At 39.3% G+C, this 20,470-nt stretch carries 13 protein-coding genes and 2 tRNA genes; 9 read left to right on the top strand and 6 right to left on the bottom strand.

Annotated elements, in window-relative coordinates; all coding sequences use genetic code 11:
* From E1176_RS17870 to E1176_RS17895, 6 genes are all read right to left on the bottom strand, one after another.
* On the bottom strand, positions 1-742 hold a 742-nt coding region (locus tag E1176_RS17870), incomplete at its 3' end, for a hypothetical protein (RefSeq protein WP_155212414.1).
* A 7-nt stretch (positions 743-749) separates the two neighbouring features.
* The gene (locus E1176_RS17875) at positions 750-1,604 is read right to left on the bottom strand and encodes a FecR family protein (RefSeq protein WP_155212415.1); all 855 of its coding nucleotides are present in this window, start codon (positions 1,602-1,604) and stop codon (positions 750-752) included.
* Positions 1,605-1,696: 92 nt separating this feature from the next.
* The gene (locus E1176_RS17880; protein ID WP_155212416.1) at positions 1,697-4,363 is read right to left on the bottom strand and encodes a TonB-dependent receptor domain-containing protein; all 2,667 of its coding nucleotides are present in this window, start codon (positions 4,361-4,363) and stop codon (positions 1,697-1,699) included.
* Positions 4,360-5,253: a FecR family protein gene (locus tag E1176_RS17885; RefSeq protein WP_155212417.1), complete on the bottom strand. Its 894-nt coding sequence runs from the start codon at positions 5,251-5,253 to the stop codon at positions 4,360-4,362. Before E1176_RS17885 ends, E1176_RS17880 begins: the two co-directional genes overlap by 4 nt.
* A gap of 4 nt (positions 5,254-5,257) precedes the next feature.
* Positions 5,258-5,755 carry an RNA polymerase sigma factor gene (locus E1176_RS17890; RefSeq protein ID WP_155212418.1) on the bottom strand — a complete coding sequence of 166 codons (498 nt, stop codon included), beginning with the start codon at positions 5,753-5,755 and terminating at the stop codon, positions 5,258-5,260.
* 11 nt (positions 5,756-5,766) lie between these two features.
* Positions 5,767-8,259: an AsmA-like C-terminal region-containing protein gene (locus E1176_RS17895; RefSeq protein WP_155212419.1), complete on the bottom strand. Its 2,493-nt coding sequence runs from the start codon at positions 8,257-8,259 to the stop codon at positions 5,767-5,769.
* Positions 8,260-8,441: 182 nt separating this feature from the next.
* Between E1176_RS17895 and E1176_RS17900 the strand changes: the two genes are divergently transcribed.
* The 9 genes from E1176_RS17900 to E1176_RS17940 all read left to right on the top strand — a co-directional run bounded on the left by E1176_RS17900 (position 8,442) and on the right by E1176_RS17940 (position 20,440).
* Positions 8,442-8,516 (top strand) — tRNA-Val (locus E1176_RS17900).
* 128 nt (positions 8,517-8,644) lie between these two features.
* Positions 8,645-9,235: a hypothetical protein gene (locus tag E1176_RS17905; protein ID WP_155212420.1), complete on the top strand. Its 591-nt coding sequence runs from the start codon at positions 8,645-8,647 to the stop codon at positions 9,233-9,235.
* Positions 9,236-9,326: 91 nt separating this feature from the next.
* Positions 9,327-9,506 carry a hypothetical protein gene (locus tag E1176_RS17910; RefSeq protein ID WP_155212421.1) on the top strand — a complete coding sequence of 60 codons (180 nt, stop codon included), beginning with the start codon at positions 9,327-9,329 and terminating at the stop codon, positions 9,504-9,506.
* 43 nt (positions 9,507-9,549) lie between these two features.
* A tRNA-Val gene (locus E1176_RS17915) sits at positions 9,550-9,624 on the top strand.
* A gap of 227 nt (positions 9,625-9,851) precedes the next feature.
* Positions 9,852-11,705, top strand: coding sequence for a 7TM diverse intracellular signaling domain-containing protein (locus E1176_RS17920; RefSeq protein WP_155212422.1), 1,854 nt, complete (start codon positions 9,852-9,854; stop codon positions 11,703-11,705).
* 322 nt (positions 11,706-12,027) lie between these two features.
* Entirely contained in the window at positions 12,028-15,093 is a 3,066-nt protein-coding gene (locus E1176_RS17925; protein ID WP_155212423.1) for a SusC/RagA family TonB-linked outer membrane protein, read from the top strand.
* A gap of 17 nt (positions 15,094-15,110) precedes the next feature.
* The gene (locus tag E1176_RS17930) at positions 15,111-16,637 is read left to right on the top strand and encodes a RagB/SusD family nutrient uptake outer membrane protein (RefSeq protein WP_155212424.1); all 1,527 of its coding nucleotides are present in this window, start codon (positions 15,111-15,113) and stop codon (positions 16,635-16,637) included.
* 11 nt (positions 16,638-16,648) lie between these two features.
* Entirely contained in the window at positions 16,649-18,421 is a 1,773-nt protein-coding gene (locus E1176_RS17935; protein ID WP_155212425.1) for a LamG domain-containing protein, read from the top strand.
* A gap of 69 nt (positions 18,422-18,490) precedes the next feature.
* Positions 18,491-20,440: a glucoamylase family protein gene (locus tag E1176_RS17940; RefSeq protein WP_155212426.1), complete on the top strand. Its 1,950-nt coding sequence runs from the start codon at positions 18,491-18,493 to the stop codon at positions 20,438-20,440.
* The last annotated feature ends 30 nt before the right edge of the window (positions 20,441-20,470 follow it).

Consider the following 20,470-nt stretch of genomic DNA (forward strand, 5'->3'; position numbering starts at 1 on the left):
CATAGATTAATGGGTCAACAGTAACACCGCTGAAAATATCACCTTCGAGGTTAGTTCCCTCAAAGTTGTGTTTGGTAACTGCAAAACCTCTTTCATTGGCTAAAAACTCTCCTTCTGCAGCAAATTTTTCCTGACCACCATTGTCGTAGTTGATTTCGAATGACTCTGCAAATCCTTCAGCATAATCAAAGTCCGGGGTTGGGTATAACTTCCATTCGCCATGGTACCACCCTGAGATTGTAAAATCTTTGATTACGCTATCTCCCGGGTGAGATTCAGAAAAGTTTTCAAAGCCTATTTGAAATACTCCAGAGCTATCGGTTTCGCTACCTCTAAAGGCTACTATACCTTCTAAAAATCTTCCGTCTGATTCTTCGCATCCTTCTCCAAAATCAAGGATTACTGTATAGCTTCCATCTTCATTTTCCTTTATGGTAATGAGTGCACAAGTATCCCAATCCTCCGATACTCTTGCAGCCTCTTCTTTGCTATTAAATAAGTGACTAAATCTGTGTACACCAATTCTTCGGCCATTGTTTTGATTGCCCTTAAAATCTCCACCAAATAGGTTGAATGTAGCGTTGTCAAGATCACTTTTCAACTTTACTAATTGGCTGGTTTCTTCAGAATTGTCATTAATATTTTGTTCTGGTTGCACCTGCTCATCATCACATGCCATGATTGTCACCGCAAATAAGAGAGCGATTGTAATTTTTAAACTCAATGATTTCATCGTTTTCATAATTTAATTAAACATTTATTTCGTAGTTGATAATTTTTACTTTTTTAGAATTTTCAATCTTATACTTGAGACCCAGAGGTAAGCAAACTAATTTTAGTGCCTCATCAAGATCTTTGTTGTTGAAATAGCCTGTGTAGTATCTTTCTTTACTGGCTGTGTAATCGATAGTGATATTAAATTGTCTTTCGATTTCGGAAATAACTTCTGATAGAGGTTGGTTAGAGAAATAGAACTCACCACTTTCCCAAGCCAGAATTTTTGGGTCAAAAATTAAAGGTTCGGTTAGGTCGTTACCGGCTTGCTGAGTGGTGAGTCCGGGTGTTAAAATTACCTGCTTATTGCCCTGGTCTACACTTACTTTGCCTGTGATGCAGGCTACTCTAAATAGATCTTTTCTCGCCAACACATCGAAGCTTGTACCCAATACACGTACCGACTGATTTTTTGCAGTATTGACGGTGAACGTACTCCCTTTAATTACCTCAAAAATACCCTCACCGCTAAACGATACCTGACGGTTTAGTTTCCAAAGGATAGGGTTAAAGCTTACCATGGATTCTGCATTGAGTCGCACGGTAGAGTGGTCGGGGAGTTCTATAGTTCTATGTTCGCCTTTAGCTGTGACTATTTCTTGCTGTGCCATAAACACAGTGCTGAGGCAAGCTGCGCATAACAATGCAACTGCAGCTGCGATTCTCATGAGACGATTAGGGAAAAATTTTATTTGCTTTGACTTTTTAAGGTCAAGCTTTTTCCAGGCGCTTTGATGATTGTGAATAGTAGGTACCGCAAACTGACCAGCTACTTCCATAATCCTGGAAATTGACGTGGTGCTTTTTGGTATGTTGTTGTTACTACTCATTGTTTGTGTGTTTCAATAAGTAGTACAAGGCAGATAGAGTTTACCCTACCTTAAGAAGTGAAAAAGTTTTTTAAAAACTAATAATCAGTTGGTTAAAAAGTAAAATTGACAAAGAAGCTTGGTGTGAATCCTATTAAAATCTGGTCTCTATAAGTCGGGAGAGGCTGGTTTTTGGTTCCTATAGCCTTTTGCAGTTCGCTAATGTTAATTTTTCTTGTCTTGATGTTTTTTCTGGCGTAGCTATTAAATATTGACATGCCAACCTGACCCGAACCCTTCTTAAAATTGAGGTCATAGGCTACTGAAAGGTCAAGTCTGTGATAGTCTGGAAGACGAACTATGGCAGTTCTGTCTTTTACAACTATGAAGTCTTCCACTGTACCTTGGTCATTGGTGAAATAAAGCACATCGTACTCTCGATATGGAGAACCACTGCCGTATATCCATGCAGCTGACACATCCCAGCGACCAAGTGTTGCCATGTTCACAATGTTTATTTCATGAGTTTGATCTTGCAATGATGGGTAAAAAATACCTTTTTCTACCGCAGGGAAAGACTGAAGGGATCGGCTAAGACTATAGCTCACCCATCCTTTATATTTACCAATCTCCTTTTGCACCATGAGGTCGATGCCGCGCATACGGCCTTCACCACCCACCAAAAAACCCAGATCTAATGATTCTTCTTTCACAAAAAATGGTACCAGATTAAATTCTACGATTCCAGAAAGGTCTTTGTAGTAAGCTTCTAAATCGACCAGAAAACCATTATTTTGATAGGTTGCGCCTATCACATGATGTTTAGATTTCACTACAGGTATGCCTTCCAAGTTAGAAAAAGCCCAAAAATTCTGTGTGCCATTGTAAGGATGATCATACAATACCTGATTTAGGAATTGATGATAAACGCCATAAGCCGCTTTCAGATTAAGTTTTTCACTGATTTGATAATTAGCGGAGAGCCTAGGTTCAAAATAGGAAGTGTCGTTGATCTCGTGTCTGTTTGACCTAAAGCCAGCAGAGATTCTAAAATCCGGATTTAGATCATAATGGCCGGTTATATACAAACTGCTGATTTTGCCTTCATTGTCTTGCTCATCTGCGACCTTACCATTAGAGCTGGTTTGGTATCGTATGCGATATTCGTTGGCGTGAATCCCAAAATCAAGAGACCATTGGTTATTAATCGTATAGGTATTGTCAAAAAGAAAATTGGCGTCTTCAATTCGATTGGTTTGTGTAAAATCAAAATTAGCTTTTTGGCTTTGTTGCGCTGAGTCTAGTTGATATTGATAATTGAAGTTATAATTCCGGTCAAAACTAGAAAAGGTAAAGCGTAAATTGCTGTAATAGTTATCATTCCACTGTCGGCCCCAGCGTAGACCTACACCACCATTGCCCCATTCGTTTCTTTCAGTCAGACTTTCCTGGTAGAATATGTCTAAAGGTGCAAAAGATGCAGAATCTATTGTTTCACCGTAGAGGTGGTCTCGACCTCCATAGGCACTAAGCGAGATAATATCTTTATTGGAAGGGCGGTAGGCAGTTTTAAAATTGATATCTGTAAAATAAAACTCAGGTTCAATTTCTTCAAAACGGTCATTTTCAACCGGGCGATTAATTTGATCATCATTTTCTCGTACAATGTCAAACAGGTTTTTGTAAAGGTCGCTTTGTACCGCATCTGTAAATGACCTTCTAAATGACGCCAGCACCGATACCTTTTTACCAATAGGGATTTGCGCTGTTGCCCTTAGGCTCAATAAATTGGCGCCAATGCTATAAGTAGCTTTGTCTGCTCCACCACTTTTACCAGTTATGTCAACAACTCCTGACACACGCCCACCATATTTGGCACTATAGCCACTTTTATAGATTTGGACATCTTTAATCACATCACTATTTAGTGCGCTAAAAACACCAAAAAAATGATCGAGGTGGTATAGGGTGAAGCCATCGAGCAATACCAAATTTTGACTTGGTAGAGATCCTCTGATCGACAAACCAGATGAAGACTCGTTGGTAGCACTTACTCCCGGCATGTATTGCAACGTACGAAATAAGTCGTGCTCTCCGAGAGTAGGCAGAGTTTGTAGGGCTTTGGGATTGAAGGCCATTCTACTTATTTCTCTATTTACGGCAATAGGTTGATCGTAAGAATCGCTAATGGTGATATCGTCAAGCATTTCAATATCACTTTGCAACTCAATTTCTATTTCAGAAAAAGGCAAATCAGGAGAGAGCTTGATCTCTTTAGTCATGTAGCCGAGGTAGTCAATAACAATGGTGCTGGTATCTGTTGGTACTTTAAAAAGTGTAAAGTGCCCGTCTACATTACTAACCGTACCTTTATTAGTACCCTTTACCTTAATCAATGCATTGGGTAGGCTCTCACCGGAGGTAACGTCTGCTATTTTTCCTGAAAGCTGAAAATTGTATTTTTTGGGAGCCTCGCTATCCTCAGGAGGGGCTGCATAAATAACTACTTTTCCGTTTATGATATTGAAAGTAAGGCCTGTATTGGCCAATAGGCCTTCTAGAACTTGCTGAAGATTATTATCAACAAATCTTACGGTAACACTATCATGAGCAATTAGCTCATTGTCAAACGCGACTTTGATGCCATGCTCACTGTTGAGCCAATTTAGCGCTGCTTCCAGTGGCTCATTGATAAACTCATGGGTGATTTTTACCTGTTCGGTTTGTCCATGTGCAGCAATTGCAGCAAAGAGAAGAATGGTAGTAAAGAGGCGCTTCACTTAACAATTACTTTGTCGTCTTTTATTTCATAAGAGAGGCCCATAGGTTTGAATACAAATTGAAGTGCCTCATTAAGATCCTTATCGTTGAAGTAACCGGTGTATTGCCTTTGAGTGCTTAAATCATACTCCACTTCAATATCATATTGTCTTTCCAATTCTTTAATAACCTCGGTTAAAGGTTGATTTTTGAAATGAAACTCACCAGACCTCCAGGTAGCTTCCACTAAAGAATCAAATGACCTTAACTCCAACTCATTTCCGGTAGCCTGACCCTTTTCTAGTATTATATTTTTGTCATTTTTAGCAACGTTAACCTTGCCGGTAAAGCACTGAACTTTTACATCATCATTTCTTAAGTAAACATTAAAGCTTGTGCCTAAAACAGTGACACTTGTTTGGTTGCCTTCCACCACGAAGCTAGAGCCTTCGGTAACTTCAAAAAATGCCTCACCATCTAATTTTACAGACCTATCGTCTAACCAGTTAGATTCATTATACGATATTTTTGAATCGGCATTGAGTGTTACTGTTGAGCCATCAGGTAGTACATGAGCTAATCTATTGCCAGGAGCTGTTGATATTGTAGTACTACTGAACAGAAATAAATATGCTACAATTGCAAGAGATATTGCTGCCGCTATACCAATAGGCCATGCCGGGTTAAGCTTACGCACCTTGGCTTTGGGAGCTTCTTTTTCATCAATTTTAGCCACAAAATCATTCCATGCTTCTGCTTTACTTTTGCCCCGAGGCACATTAAGCTTTTGACTCTTCGCTATTATTTCCTCAAAATCCTCTACCGATTCATCCGATTTTTTGGCTTTATCAAGATCACTTGCAGATACTTTGCCCTCTAGCCAGTCTTTTATAAATTGATCATCTGCCATAGTATTATATCTTATGGTCAATTAATTGCCGCAATGCCTCTAATGCGTTGCGCATTCGTTTTTCTACAGCTTTTACACTTATATCAAGCCGTTTAGCTATTTCTTTGTAAGTCAGGTCATCAATTCTATTCATGAGAAAGACAACACGCTGACTTTCTGTGAGAGAGGCTATGGCCTTTTCTAACTTCAATGCAAATTCATCCTTTTCCATGGTATAATCAGGTGTCTCACTTTTGCTTGGTACAGGGTTGTCTTCCTTTAACTCAAACTCAAAATTGCTTTTGGCACTTTTAAAATGATTGATGGTAAGGTTATTTGCAATAGTATATAAATAGCTTTTAACTGTGTCAACAACAATTTGGTCTCTTTTCTCCCAAGCTTTCATAAAAACTTCCTGGGCAATGTCCTCGGCCAAAGCCACATCGCCTAACTTATAATATAAGAAATTTTTAATCGGATGATAATACTCATCAAATATGGTTTTGAAGGTAGTAAGCTCCATGCTATGGGTAGTTATAGGCCGTCATCATCCCAGTCAAAATAATCATCTTCCTCCAATTCTACAGTTTTTTTCTTATCCAGTCCTTTGTTTTTAAAGGCATTTTTCAATTCGTTAACCTCTTTTTTAAGGTCACTTACTATTTTTTGCTTTACACTTTCTTTGTCATACAAAATGTCATAATCATCAGTAGAGCCTATTATTTTTAGATAAAGCATAGTACGACCTTGAGTGTCTTCTTCTATTGCACCAAAGGCCTCATCTCTATCAATTCGTGCTTTACTTCTAAGGGGTGCTATTACACGATATTCAATTTTTTGGTCAAAAGTGTGAGTTCCGCTGATTTTTATGTCGGTAATGTTTGAGCTCACTTCCATCTGAGGTAAATAGATGGTTTCATTTTCTACATGTATTTCATTTCTTAATTCAGAAAAAGTAAGATGATCCAACTTTTCTTCATCTACATATCTGGCCAGTTTTTGCATGGGCTCAAAGTTGTTAAGTTCCCCGTCCTTTATACTTGTGTTGATGGTGGCCGTGAGTGTTTCAGGCTTAAGTTTAAGTTTTTGATCAAAAACCATTTCTGTTTGTACATCTGCCAGAATTTTACCTTCAAGGTGCTTATCTTCTAAGAATGACTGGTTGAAGTTTTCGAATACGTAGAAAATACTATCGATGTAGACTCTTTCTACAGAAAAATTGCTGTTTACCTGAAGCGCCTGCGTTTTTGTGGCATCTACCAACCCGGAAAGGGCAATTTCACCACCCATAGCTTTCAGTTTAAGTTGATCGGTATAGGCTACCTGATTTTTGATCTTGAGATCGCCTTTGATATTTGTTGGCTTAAATCTTCTAAACTTTAATGCGCCAACATCGCAATTAAACTTGAGCATGAGCCTGGGTGATATGCTGAAGGCATAATCAGATGTTTTATTATCGCTTTGCTCAGCTAATAGCTCATCGAGATTGATAAACCTGGATTTTAAGTCAGCTTCAATACCTATTGGTTCGTTTTCAAAAAGTAGGTAGGCGATGATATTTTTAAAGAAACCATTGAGCAAGAAGTCGCTGGTGCCATAAAACCCAGAGACATTACTGATGGCCAGGTCATTATTGTTGAAAAGAAAATTTCCATTAATTTTTTCGACTGGCAGGGCTAAAGATTTATGAGAAAGTGAAAGATCTTTTACATCAATTTCTCCACTGGTTTTTACTTTATTGGCGGTTTCTTTCTTTTTGAGGTTATTGATCTTGCCAGCCATGTTTAAGTTTACCTGCAGCGCACCTGATGCCAGTGAAAAATCATTTTGATCTATGAAACGCATCAAGGAGTTTACTTCCATGCCGCCATTGAAGTCGAGGTGTATGTGAGGATCATCGAAGTTTTCTAGTGTAAGGTTGCCATTGAAGGATTGCCCTTCGAGCATACCTTTTATATTCTTTAGGCTTAGTTTGCCTTTGTTGAGCTGGTCAATCCTAGAGGCCGTAAATACCCCTTCTGCGTGGGCTTCTGTAATTTTCACATCCCTTTCCGGGTAGAGCAGGTCAGCTTCTAATAGACCAAAGTTTATCTGTAAAGCAGGGGAGTTTTTACCGCCAATTTTACCTTTTAATGATAAGTCGAGGTATACCTCACCGGAGCTTTTATATTTTTTGAGATGCTGCACATTTTCTTCCGGGAGAAGCGAAATAAGCGTTTGTAGTGTGGTTTCTTTCCCTTCTACATAGAAAGAAATTTCCGGTGTTTCTAGAAAGTCGTACTCACCGAAGGTAATAAAATCTGACCCCTTAATTTTAAGCTCTGATTGTATAAAGTCTACATGTTTGGCCTGATCGTCATAAACGAGGAAGCTGTTAATTTCTAGTTCCTTATTCTCCATGAGTGTAGACCCCTGAGACATTATTTTCTTAAGGTTGTATGCTCCTTTTGCTTCGATGTCATATGTTTTGCCAACTATTCCAATGATGGCTTCTGTTCTTGGTGTACTTACATCGAGGTAAATTTCACTTAAATCATTGGAGTACTTAAAATCAACGTCCTTCAGAGTAACTTTTGAGAGATCAAGTTTTACGGTTTGAGATTGAGTGGAATCTGATTTTTTAAAAATAATATAATTCAGCTCGCCATTTTCATTAACCTTAAAATGGCTGGAGGCATTGCTGATATAAATTTGCTCTACGGTGTAGTTGCCTCTATAAATCTCTAGCGGATTAAAAGTAAATTCTATCTGGTCAGCTTCTAACAAAGGATAGCTGCTCCCTTTAAAACTTTCCTGAATGTATACACTCTGAAATGTGAGGGTCATTCTCGGGAAATTATCAAGTGCTGAAACGGTAATTTTACCGATATCAATTGGGGTGTTTAAATTTTTATTGGCTTCTCGTATAAAGTGATTGATCAAGGCATCTTTAAAGAAAAAAGCACTTAAAATACTTGATAACACAAGTATGAGCACCGCAGAAAGCAGTACAATGAAAGTCTTCTTTATGGCCTTGACTAAAGTCAAATTGGTTGTGAGATTTAGGTTTGGTTATTTTAATTTGAAAGCTACGCTAATCTGGCTAAATCTTCAAACGAGGTAAGTCAGAATAAATTTTAACAAATTTTTCGTAAAATATTTGCACTTAAAAAAATCTATATTACATTTGCATTCCCTTAAGCAAACGAGCAAGGGAAATAAACAAAAAAGGGCGCTTAGCTCAGTTGGTTCAGAGCACCTCGTTTACACCGAGGGGGTCGGGAGTTCGAATCTCTCAGCGCCCACACAAAGACAGTCAGAAATGGCTGTCTTTTTTTGTTTAAGTGATTTTTCATTTTTACCATTCAAGTCTGGCCTCTTTTCTCATTGCCCTGATATTCGTACCTTGATTGGGAGAAACAATCTAAAAATCATGAAAACACGACTTGTATTTACTTTAGCTTTATTTACATGCTTCAGTTGTGAAGCGCAGATACCAAATCAAGAAGAGCAAATAAGTGCTGCTATACAAGCTGCACCCGAAGAAAACAGGGCTGAGGCCACTGTGTTGGGCTTTGATGAGTCCAGGAAGCTTGTGGTGATTAGAGTAGGTACTAATGAACTAATCTGCTTAGCGGACGACCCATCTAAAGAGGGTTTTAGTGTTGCGTGCTATCATCAGGATCTTGAGCCATTTATGGCTAGGGGCCGCGAATTGAGAGCAGAGGGAAAGCGTGGTTCAGAAATTTTTGAAATCAGAGAAAAAGAGGCCAAAGCAGGCACATTACAAATGCCTAAAAATCCGACTACACTTCATATACTATCAGGCTCTGAAGGAAGGTATGATGAAGAGTCAGGAAAGGTTGTGGATGCAAATTATCGGTACGTTGTATATATTCCTTTTGCTACGCCAGAATCTACCGGCCTGCCCATTCGTCCGATTGTGCCAGGTGGCCCCTGGATTATGGATCCCGGCACTCATAAAGCACATATCATGATTACGCCACCAGCACAAGACAAATAACTTTAGAATCAAATCCTGGTAACAATATCTGAATGTCATCGTTGTTATTCATTCATTTTCCATGTATAATTAAACCAGAATAATCTTAAGTATGAAAGAGCAACTATTAAGCGAAATCGAAGCGTTAGAATCACAACTTGTTGGTGATATGATGAAGGACATGGACACTCAGGAAAAGATTTTTGATCTTAAACGTCAGTTAAATGAGATGGAAAGTCCAACTGTGCGACCGGATGATTCTGATTTTGAGTGTATAGGTTGCGGATCGTAATCTTTACAAGATTATTATTATACTTGCGTGCAAGTTTATCTATGGAGTGTTAGCTCAGTTGGTTTAGAGCACCGCCTTGACAGGGCGGGGGTCGTTGGTTCGAATCCAATACACTCCACATTTATTTACACTAAAAGTTAAAAGGTCATACCCTGCACAGCTGCTAAGTCGATCAACGTGACAGATAGTTGGTTCCCCTGATAGCTATCGGGGGCAATACACTCCACTCACATTTCTTCAAGTTAGAAATCCTGGGCTGGTGCCTCAATATTTATGTTGATTTACCAAATTCTGAAACTTTGCCTAAATTAGAAATAGATTTGACTCGGGTTTTTGTGGTAGGTCATGAATTCAATTAAAACAGCCTTATTTATAGTCATTTATTTATTGGTATGGACACCTTTTTTTGGCCAGTCGCTACCCAATAATGCTACCGATGAAGTGATCCTGGACATCATATCTCTGGAAATATATGAAGATGTAGATGGATCAAAGGAATTTGAGGATGTGCTAACCGGAAATTTAAATTTCAAAAAGCAGGTTAGGTTTGAAACCAAAGACTATAACACTGATTCTTATTATTGGGTAAAGCTTCCGCTTGATCTAAATAAAAATAATAACAAGCAATGGCTGATTGAATTCTACGATCAAACCATCGATCATATCGAAGCTTACCTGCCCCAGCCCAATGGCCGGTATGATACTCTGATTATGGGTGACCAATATCCCTTCCTCCAGAAGACGCTTCGACATAAGAATTTCGAAATCTTTATTGACCCGTTTTTAGAAGGGAGACAGACCTATTATTTCCGAATAAAATCTCACACATATGCAGATATAAGGATTGCCGTTCGGTCTGTAAATCGTTTTGTGCAGTACTCGCTCTTTGAGTACTTTCTATACGGTATTTTTTATGGAACAATACTCATCATTTCCCTTTACAACATTCTTATTTATCTGGCGATTAGAGAGGTTAAGTACCTGTATTATACATTTTACATATTTAGTGTGGGTCTTTATGCCATGTGTGTGGATGGTATGGCTTATCAGTATCTCTGGCCAAATCAACCGGAGTGGAATCAAATAGCCCATGGGACGGCACTATTTTTAGTGATTTTTTGGGCTTTATTATTTGGCCAACGGTTTCTAAATACCCGCGTAAGAGCCAGGAAGATTTATAAAGCCATAACCGCTATTGTTATTTTACGCACATTATTATTTGTTTATGCGCTGCTATTTGATCACTCTCTCTTTGAATGGAGGAATATAGAAATCATTCCGATGTTGCTCATATTCTATGCTGGTATAGACGTGCTTGCCAGGGGCTATAAACCAGCGCGTTTTTTCGTTGTGGCCTATGGCGTATTATTTTTAGGATTTTTGATTAAAGCCTTACTCAACTGGTCTATTATTCCTTTCTACATTTTGAGCTATTATAGCTTACACATTTGCTTTCTGTTAGAAATGCTATTGCTTACTTATGCCCTGAGTGACAGGGTGCGCATACTTAAGTCGAACAGAGATCGTGCGCTAAAAAGAATTATTATACAGCATCAGCAGAATGTGGAGCTTAAAGACAAAGTAAATCAGGAACTTGAACAGCTGGTTACACAGCGCACCAAAGAGCTACAGGAAAAGAACTTGTTGCTGAATGAGACAAACAAGAAGCTGTACCTCCAAACCAATGAAATTAGTAAGATTAACTCTATACTGGACCTAGACAATTGGAAGCTCAAAAACAATATTAAAGAGATACTTCAGGATCGGCTTATTAATAAAAACCTTACCATTGATGAGTTTAAGGAAATTTTCCCAAATGATATAAGCTGCTATCGCTTTCTGGATAGGTTAAAATGGAGTGAGGGCTTTGAGTGTAGCAAGTGTGGCAACACTAAATACTCTGATGGGCACACCAAGTTTTCCAGGCGGTGTAGCAAATGCGGTTATGATGAGTCTGTAACGAGCAATACCATTTTTCATCGTATTAAGTTCCCAATAGAAAAGGCCTTTTACATTTTGTATGTTGTTAATGATAAGCAACACAAATACACACTTGACGATCTCTCTGAGTTACTCGACTTGCGCAGAAACACTGTATGGAACTTTAGAAAGAAAATAGAAAAAGTATTTATGGAAAATGAGGGTACTCGCTTTAAGATTACGGACTTGTTTACTGCTCATTTGGAGAAAAAGGGGTAGTCTGAATCAGGGGTCATGCTCTGGTAGTTTCCTCAAATAGCACATTTTTTAGTTATACCCTCAGGCGCCTATTTTCGCGCAAAAATCCAGCACTTTTGTACTACTGTCAATTAAGCGCAATTTGTGCTATGTAATATGCTCTAAAAAGGCTGTTACAGTCCTTGTTCATTGTTTTTTAAGCGCAATAAAAGGCGTCACCGCAAACGGTTTCTCAAACGATTTCTGAGAGATTTTTTTTCTTTTTTTTGCTTACGGCTTTCAGTAATAATACAATTAGGTAAAGTTTAAAAAAACGATAGGTACAATTTTAAAATAAACCCCTATGACAAAAATTTTACGATTAGTTGGCATGCTGGCATTGCTGCTTTATATGCCGCAGGTCTATGCACAAACAAACACTGTGAGTGGGCAGGTGGTGTCCATAGACAATGAGCCACTCCCAGGAGTAAACGTCCTCCTCGAAGGCACTAGCCAAGGTACGGTAACCGATGCCGATGGCAATTATTCAGTTGTCGCAAGTAGTGACGATGTTTTAATATTTTCATTTATTGGTTTTGAGACTCAAAGGGCTCCTGTTGGAGCACAAAGCGTAATTAACATTACACTTGAAGAAGATATTACCTCTCTTCAAGAAGTGGTTGTAATTGGTTATGGAACGCAAAGCGAGCGTAACTTAACTTCTGCTATTTCAACTGTGAAATCAGAGGAAATAGTTAAAACACCGACATCTCAGGCTATGCAAGCACTTCAAGGAAAAGTGGCTGGAGTACAAATTGTGAGTAATGGAAATCCTGGGGGTAGCCCTACGGTTCGAGTTAGGGGTATAGGTTCCTTTCCCGGTTCAGATGACGGGCAGCCTCTTTATGTAGTAGACGGGATGTTTTTTGACAATTTAGATTTTCTTAATACAGCTGATATTGAGAGTATATCAGTGCTTAAAGACGCCTCAGCATCTGCTATTTATGGAGTTAGAGCTGCAAATGGAGTTGTGCTGATTGAAACCAAAGCTGGTAAGTATAATCAAAAGACAAGTATAACTTACAACGGATATTATGGAGTACAGGTACCACAGAATGTACTTAAAATGTCTAATACAGAACAATTCGTAAATTATATAAATCAATATACCGAGCAATCCGGAAATTCAGCGGATGCCTCATTTATCGATGAGGCTATACAGAGGTATGGGAGAAGTCGGGTAAACCCAAATTTACCAGATGTAAATACTGATTGGTATGCTGAGGTGTTAAAGGAAGCTGCACCAATTCAAAATCATACTATAGACATTTCTGGAGGTAACGAGAATGCACGATACTCAGTTGGAGCTAGTTATTTTGAACAGGAAGGATTACTGGAAGAAATTAGGAATTCATACGAGAGAATCAATTTTCGCACAAAGGTTGACGTTAGAGCGAATGACTGGCTTACAGTAGGAGGAAATGCTATTATTAGCAACGCGAAACAATTTAATGCAGAAAATGGAGTATGGTTTCAAACTTATTTTGCAGTACCCCATCTTCCTGTTATTGATGAAGAGAATGGAGCCTCCCCGATACCGCTTGCTAATGCACGAAGGTTGGGTTATAGAGGTGTTCAAAACCCATATTTTAATCTTTACTATAATGACAATCGGGCAAACATTGGCAAAATTTTGGGGAATTTTTATGCTGATATTCAGTTACTCCCTGAGAAACTATCTTTCAAGACTACCTATAACTATAACTATGAAAATGTTGTAAATCGAAATGTAGATTTTGAATATAATATTGAAAGTGTTCCAGATACTGTTGTACAAAATCCAAATGGTATCACTCGTGTAAACTCCACATCTTGTAACGAAATATGGGACAACGTTTTGACTTATGAAGATAACTTCAATAATCATGGAATTACAGCACAAATAGGGTATTCTTATAGAAGTGAGATAACCGAAGGGGCACGCGTTAGAGGTACTGAGATTTCTACCCTAGATCCAAGGTTGGAGTCAACCTGGTTTATCCCAACCGGAGAAAATATTGACGCAGACAATAGTAATGATTTTGGCAGCCGCATCTTTGGCTCTTCATACTTTGCAAGATTATCTTATAACTACAGCGAAAAGTATTTGCTCTACGGAACTTACCGTAGGGATGGTTCCAATAAATTTCAGCAGAAATGGGGTGATTTCTTCACCTTCGGGGCAGGATGGATAATATCAGAGGAAAATTTCTTCGATGTTGGAGTCATTGATTTCCTTAAGATTAGAGGTAGTTGGGGTCAGTTAGGAAATGACGGAGTTGTACCTGCGGTAGGTCAGCCGACCCTTAATCAAACCTCTACAGCAATTAATGACCAGTTGATAGGTGGTCTTGTAGTTGATAATACATTTAGCACAGTCGATAAATGGGAAACAGTAGTTGAAACTAATATTGGTCTATCAGTGGAGGCGTTGAAAAGCCGTTTGTCCTTAGAAGCCGATTATTATATTCGAGACACTGAGGATGCGGTAATACCTATAATTCTTCCTTCAAATAGGGCCACTGTATTGAGAAATGCAGGAGATTTTAGGAATCAAGGGCTAGAAGTTGCACTAAATTGGAATGATCGGCTTGGAACAAATGTAAGGTATAGCCTGGGATTAAATTTTGCAACGCTTAAAAATGAGGTCCTAGATTTAAACGGCCAGTCGTTTATTGATGGAGGCACCGCAGAGTTTCGTCAGCGATCATCTCCGGGGCAGTCTTTCAACGAATTTTATGGGTACGAAGTAGAGGGTGTATTTCAAACAACAGAGGATGTAAATGCTTCTGGGTATGACGCAGATTTCATCACTAACAATAATATTGTACCAGGTGATTTTCAATTTAGAGACCAGAATGGTGATGGTGTCATAGATGCAAATGATAGAGTGTTTTTAGGCTCTTTTCTTCCGGATATTACATATGGTTTTAATTTGGGTGTATCATACAAAGCGTTATCCCTGTCCATGGATTTTCAAGGGCAGGCAGGGAATAAAATCCTAAACAGGAAAAGAGGTGAAATCATATTTACACAAGACCCGAATATTGACGCGGACCTCGCCACTAATTTGTGGAATGGGCCAGGGACCAGCAACAAATATCCCTCAGCGGCAGGGTATAGGAAACCTTATAATACCAATCAGATAAGTGATTTTTATGTAGAAGATGGAGATTATTTTAGAATTCAGAATATAAGACTGTCGTATAACATAGTCAATCAAAGCCTATTGGGCGTGTCAATGCCAAATACGACTATCTCTTTTACGGCAGAAAGACCTTTAACTGTCTTCGATTATAACGGCTTCAATCCTGAGGTGGCCAATGGGATAGATCGCCAAACCTATCCTATCCCAGCTATTTATACTATTGGGTTAAATGTTAAACTATAATTATTAATTCAAACATCATGAAAGCTATACAAATTTTGAAAAATACGCTGCTGGTAGGGATCTGTTTACTGGGGAGTATTTCGTGTGATGATGACCTAAACGAGCCTCTTGATAATGAGGCGTTACTAGAAGATGTTGATTATACCCGATCTGAAAATATGTTTGAGATTTTGAAAGGGTCCTATGCTGAGTTATATCACCTTCAGTGGGAAACTTTTCCTATTATCTCAGTTAGAGGTGACGATGTAAATGCTGCCGGGGATCAGCCTCCACTTCATCAAACTGATGAGTTTTTATATAATGAGAATGCCTGGATGTATAATTCTGCTTGGCAGAATCTCTATGGAGACTTGTTTGTGTGGAAAGCCGCTCAAGAGGAGCTTTTGAAATATAAAGAATTCGCTTCTAATCCGGCAAACGCTGATCAATACATTGCTGAGATTAATGTAATGATAGGTTTCGAATTACTACAAATCAGCAGATTGTGGGGTGATGTTTTAATACCGCCTACCAGTAATGCAGAAGATTTATATAATACTCCCGTGTCGTCTCAGTCAGAAGTATTGCAATATATATCAGATTTAATGGATGAATCCATTCCAAATCTTCCTAATGTACACCCTAACCAGCGCACAGATATCACAGGCGGAATAACTAGTAATACTGCAAGGGCAGTTAAAGCTATGGTTAATCTGGATAATAAAAATTGGCAGGGTGTAGTGGATGCCACAGATGGTATAATAGGTTCTAACCTCTATACTTTAGAGCCTGATTATTACAATCTCTTCAAAATCCCAGGAAAATTAAACGATGAGAATATACTTGAGCTTCAATATTCAGATTTTGGAAACAGTTCAGGGGAGAATCGCTCATATCTATATGCATCATTAGGTCCCAATGAATGGACACCGGCCGTTTCTGGGGCACAAGCGGGCTGGGGATTTTGGGAGCCCTCTATCCCATATATTGAGTTTATGCTCGATAGAGATGAGACAATAAGATTAGAAACCTCTGTTTTATTCACACCAGATGGAATTGATGAATTAATATCCAACGGCAATACAGACCTTCCTGGTTTTGTGACAAATGTAACTCGGGACGGTGATCAGTTTGATAATAGTGCCAGACTTAATTTTGGAAGTGGCAAGCATTACTTGCCTTCTGTTCAGCTATCTCCTGGACAAACTATATACGGCAGAAATAAAAATTTCATTGTTATTCGATATGCAGAGGTTTTACTCATGCATGCAGAGGCAATAGTAAACGGAGCTACTTCCTCAACAATTTCGGCTGATCAGGCAGTTAATCTGGTTAGAGCAAGAGCTGGCTTGGACGATTTAGTAGGTGTGACACTAGACCAAGTCCTTGATGAGAAGTTTGCCGAATTTGGCATGGAGTGGGGGATAAGATATTATGATTTGGTAAGACATGATCTAACCCAACCTTTAAATTATGGAGGGCGTACCTATGATCCGGCAAGTGACAAATTCCTTCCTTATCCACTTAGTCAGGCAACTATCTTATCGCAACTACAGAATAATTAAAGATAATTATCATGAGAAAATTACAATACATTTTAATCTTACTCCTCTGTGTTAACTTCGCTTGTGACGAAGAGTATATAGATGATATCTCAAGGGTTGAACTTGGCTCTGATCAGGAGGAGCCCGATGTTTCTATCAAATTTCCCACAGAAGGTTTAGAAATCCCTTCTTACGATGCAGTTATTCCAATTAATATTCAGTTTGAAGTTACAGACGATATCGAGGTACAGTCTATAACAATTACCTTAGATGGGGAGAGTATAGTGAGTTTCAATGATTTCTTGGATTATCGGGTTGTAAAAGAAGAGTATACCCATGAGAGCCTCACTGATGGCGAGCATACTTTAGAAGTTACAGCTACTGACATTAGTGGTAAATCTACGACTACACAAGTCACATTTGCGAAGGTTCCGCCTTATATACCAGAGTATGATGGTGAAATTTTCTATATGCCGTTTGATGGAGCAAATTTAGAGTTAATAACAGGTACCACCCCTACGATTGTTGGTTCGCCAGGTTTTGCCGATGAAGGAAAAGTTGGTGGGAATGCATATGCGGGAGCTTCTGATTCTTATTTAACATTCCCCACCGAGGGTCTATTAAATAGCGAGTTTAGTGCAACTTTTTGGATGAAAGTAAATGCTACTCCCGATCGCGCAGGTATTTTAGTTATTGGGCCAACCGATGAGACAAACCCAGAAGCTCAAAATAATAGAACGAGTGGATTCAGATTTTTTAGAGAGAACGCTGGTGGTAAGCAGCGCTTTAAATTGAACGTGGGTAATGGAGAGGGTGACAATTGGTTTGATGGAGGTAACGCGGCTGACATCGACCCGACTTTAGACGAGTGGAGGCATTTTTCCTTTACAATTTCAGGTTCTCAGGCAACTGTATATATAGATGGTGAAGTGGTAAGTCAAGGCACATTTCCAGGTGTAGACTGGACAGATACTGATATATTTTCCATTATGTCTGGAGCACCTCGTTTCACTGGGTGGGGTCACTTATCTGATCAAAGCTTTATGGATGAGTTGAGGTTATTCAACAAAGAATTGTCTCAAGCTGAAATTCAGACAATTATTGATGATGAAGGTGGAACCATAGGATACACACCAGAATTTGGTGAGATTTTTTACATGCCATTCGAAGATGACTATGTTGATGTAGCTTCGGGTGCAAGTGCCAGTGAAGTTGGTACTTCTGGTTTTGCCGGGGAAGGACTCCGTGGAGATAACGCTTATGCAGGTGCAACTGATTCATACCTGACATTTCCATCAGAAAGTTTCGAAAACGGAGCCTTTAGTGCTTCATTTTGGTATAAGCTCAATGCAACTCCTGATCGCGCAGGGATTCTAGTAATTGGCCCTCCTGACGATGCCAATCCTGATGCTCAAAATGTAAGAACCAGTGGATTCCGTTTTTTCAGAGAAGACGCGGGTGGCGATCAACGATTCAAGCTAAATGTCGGCACTGGGGCTAGTGATGTATGGTTTGACGGTGCCGATGCAGCTGACCTAAACCCCGCAACTGAAACTGATTGGGTTCACATAGCATTTTCTATTTCCGATACCGAAGCTACTGTATATATCGATGGAGTAGTTGTTTCTACCAACACATTTGCTGGAATAGATTGGACAGATTGCGATATTCTATCCATAGGATCAGGAGCACCACGGTTTACAGGATGGGGGCATAAATCAGACCTTAGTTATATTGATGAACTAAGGATTTTTGATAGGCCTCTCTCATTGGCTGATGTGGAGGCTATAATAGCAGCACGTTAAATATATTTCACATAGATCTAGCAAGTGAACCAACTTAGTTTGATTCACTTGTTAGACCATTAAGCTAATATGCGACAAACTGCACTATTCTTTATATTTATCAGTACTATCATTGGATGCGGAGATGATGATACCTCAGTAGTAACATTTGAATTACGGAAAGCATTTGCTGGCTCAGTTTCATTAGACATATCCAGCACCCCCACAGAAGAGGTGCCGGTTGATCGATCAATTACGTTGGTGTTTAGTGAAAAGGTGGATCCGAATTCAATAGATGAGGGTATTGACCTAATGTATGGAGGTCAAAAGATCGAAACAATAAGCAGTGTTTCATCTGATGAGAATATAGTGAATGTTTCAACAAATGGAGTTTTACAGGCTAATACACTCTATACTTTGGTACTAACTGAAACATTAAGAAGTAGTACAGGTGTACCTGTAGTTCCAACTACATTCAGTTTTAAAACTAAAATTGATGATTTAGAGCTTATTTCAGCTAATGCCAATAGCCAGGAAATAGAGTCAAGTAAATTACAAAATGTTCCAGTTGACTTAGTTCTTGAGTTCGTATTTAACTCAGAAATCGATCTTAACAGTTTTGAAGAAGCGTTCACACTTCCAAGAGTAGTATCAAACGTAAGTCTTTCTTCTGATGGTAAAACTGCTATCGTACAATCAAGCCAACCCCTTGATAATTTGCAAAAATACGAGGCTTCAATCAGCAATCAATTAAAAGGAAACTCTGGAAATAGTTTTGAAGGTTATTCCTTCGAATTCTACACCCAACTCGACTCAACCTTTAAATTTCCAGAAATAACAGATGAAGAACTGCTGACCAAAATACAGCAGCAGACCTTCAAATATTTTTGGGATTTTGGTCATCCGGTGAGTGGGTTGGCAAGGGAGCGTAATACTTCTGGCAATACCGTAACAATAGGAGGCTCTGGTTTTGGGGTGATGTCAATTTTGGTTGGCATTGAGCGAGGGTTTATTACACGCCAGGAAGGGGTGGATAGACTAGAAACCATTGTAAACTTTTTAGAAAATGCCGACCGCTTTCATGGGGTGTGGCCACATTGGATGAACGGCAATACAGGAGCAACTATTCCATTCAGTGCCGATGATGATGGAGCTGATCTTGTTGAGACTGCTTTCATGATTCAAGGATTGTTAGCTGTAAGAGCTTATCTGGATGGTAGCAATACCCAGGAACTCGCTATCAAGAATAAAATTACCACGCTGTGGGAAGAGGTTGAATGGAGCTGGTTTGTACAGGCAGGAGATAATGCACTCACCTGGCATTGGTCACCCAATGTAGGTTTTCAGAAAAACCTAAAAATCCGGGGGTGGAATGAAGCTTTGATTATTTATGTGCTGGCAGCGGCCTCTCCAACACATAGTATAAGCAAGGAGATTTACGAACTGGGGTGGGCGCGTAACGGGGCCATGCAAAACGGGGATGCCTTTTATGGAACAACCTTACCTCTTGGCTCCGATAGGGGTGGCCCTCTCTTTTTCAGTCATTATTCATTTCTGGGTCTCGACCCACGCAATCTCGAAGATCAATATGCCAACTATTGGGAGCAAAATGTAGCTCATAGCACAATTAACGGGGCATACTGTGTGGCCAACCCGCTCAATTATGTGGGCTATGGCGAAAACGCTTGGGGACTAACAGCTAGTGATAATCATGAGGGCTATTCTGCGCATTCACCTAATAATGATAAAGGGGTGATTACCCCAACCGCAGCCATATCATCATTGCCCTATACACCTGAGGCTTCAATGGCAGCGATTCATCATTTCTATTATCTGATGGGTGACAAGCTTTGGGGAGATTATGGGTTTTATGACGCATATAATGTAACTGAAAACTGGTATGCCAGCTCTTATTTGGCCATCGATCAGGGGCCGATTGTGATTATGATAGAAAATCACAGAACGGCCCTACTCTGGACCTTATTCATGAGCGATACAGAAGTGTTAGCTGGCTTAGACAAGCTGGGTTTTACATATTGATTAAGCCCTCCGATGGCTTAAAAAAATTTC

This window comes from Fulvivirga aurantia (assembly GCF_009711475.1).
In the GTDB taxonomy this organism is placed as follows: Bacteria; Bacteroidota; Bacteroidia; order Cytophagales; family Cyclobacteriaceae; genus Fulvivirga; species Fulvivirga aurantia.

Coding starts and splice junctions, on each gene's coding strand:
- E1176_RS17925 (WP_155212423.1), top strand. CDS start 12,028: ATGACAAAAATTTTACGATTAGTTGGCATGCTGGCATTGCTGCTTTAT.
- E1176_RS17875 (WP_155212415.1), bottom strand. CDS start 1,604: ATGAGTAGTAACAACAACATACCAAAAAGCACCACGTCAATTTCCAGG.
- E1176_RS17930 (WP_155212424.1), top strand. CDS start 15,111: ATGAAAGCTATACAAATTTTGAAAAATACGCTGCTGGTAGGGATCTGT.
- E1176_RS17905 (WP_155212420.1), top strand. CDS start 8,645: ATGAAAACACGACTTGTATTTACTTTAGCTTTATTTACATGCTTCAGT.
- E1176_RS17940 (WP_155212426.1), top strand. CDS start 18,491: ATGCGACAAACTGCACTATTCTTTATATTTATCAGTACTATCATTGGA.
- E1176_RS17890 (WP_155212418.1), bottom strand. CDS start 5,755: ATGGAGCTTACTACCTTCAAAACCATATTTGATGAGTATTATCATCCG.
- E1176_RS17920 (WP_155212422.1), top strand. CDS start 9,852: ATGAATTCAATTAAAACAGCCTTATTTATAGTCATTTATTTATTGGTA.
- E1176_RS17935 (WP_155212425.1), top strand. CDS start 16,649: ATGAGAAAATTACAATACATTTTAATCTTACTCCTCTGTGTTAACTTC.
- E1176_RS17910 (WP_155212421.1), top strand. CDS start 9,327: ATGAAAGAGCAACTATTAAGCGAAATCGAAGCGTTAGAATCACAACTT.
- E1176_RS17885 (WP_155212417.1), bottom strand. CDS start 5,253: ATGGCAGATGATCAATTTATAAAAGACTGGCTAGAGGGCAAAGTATCT.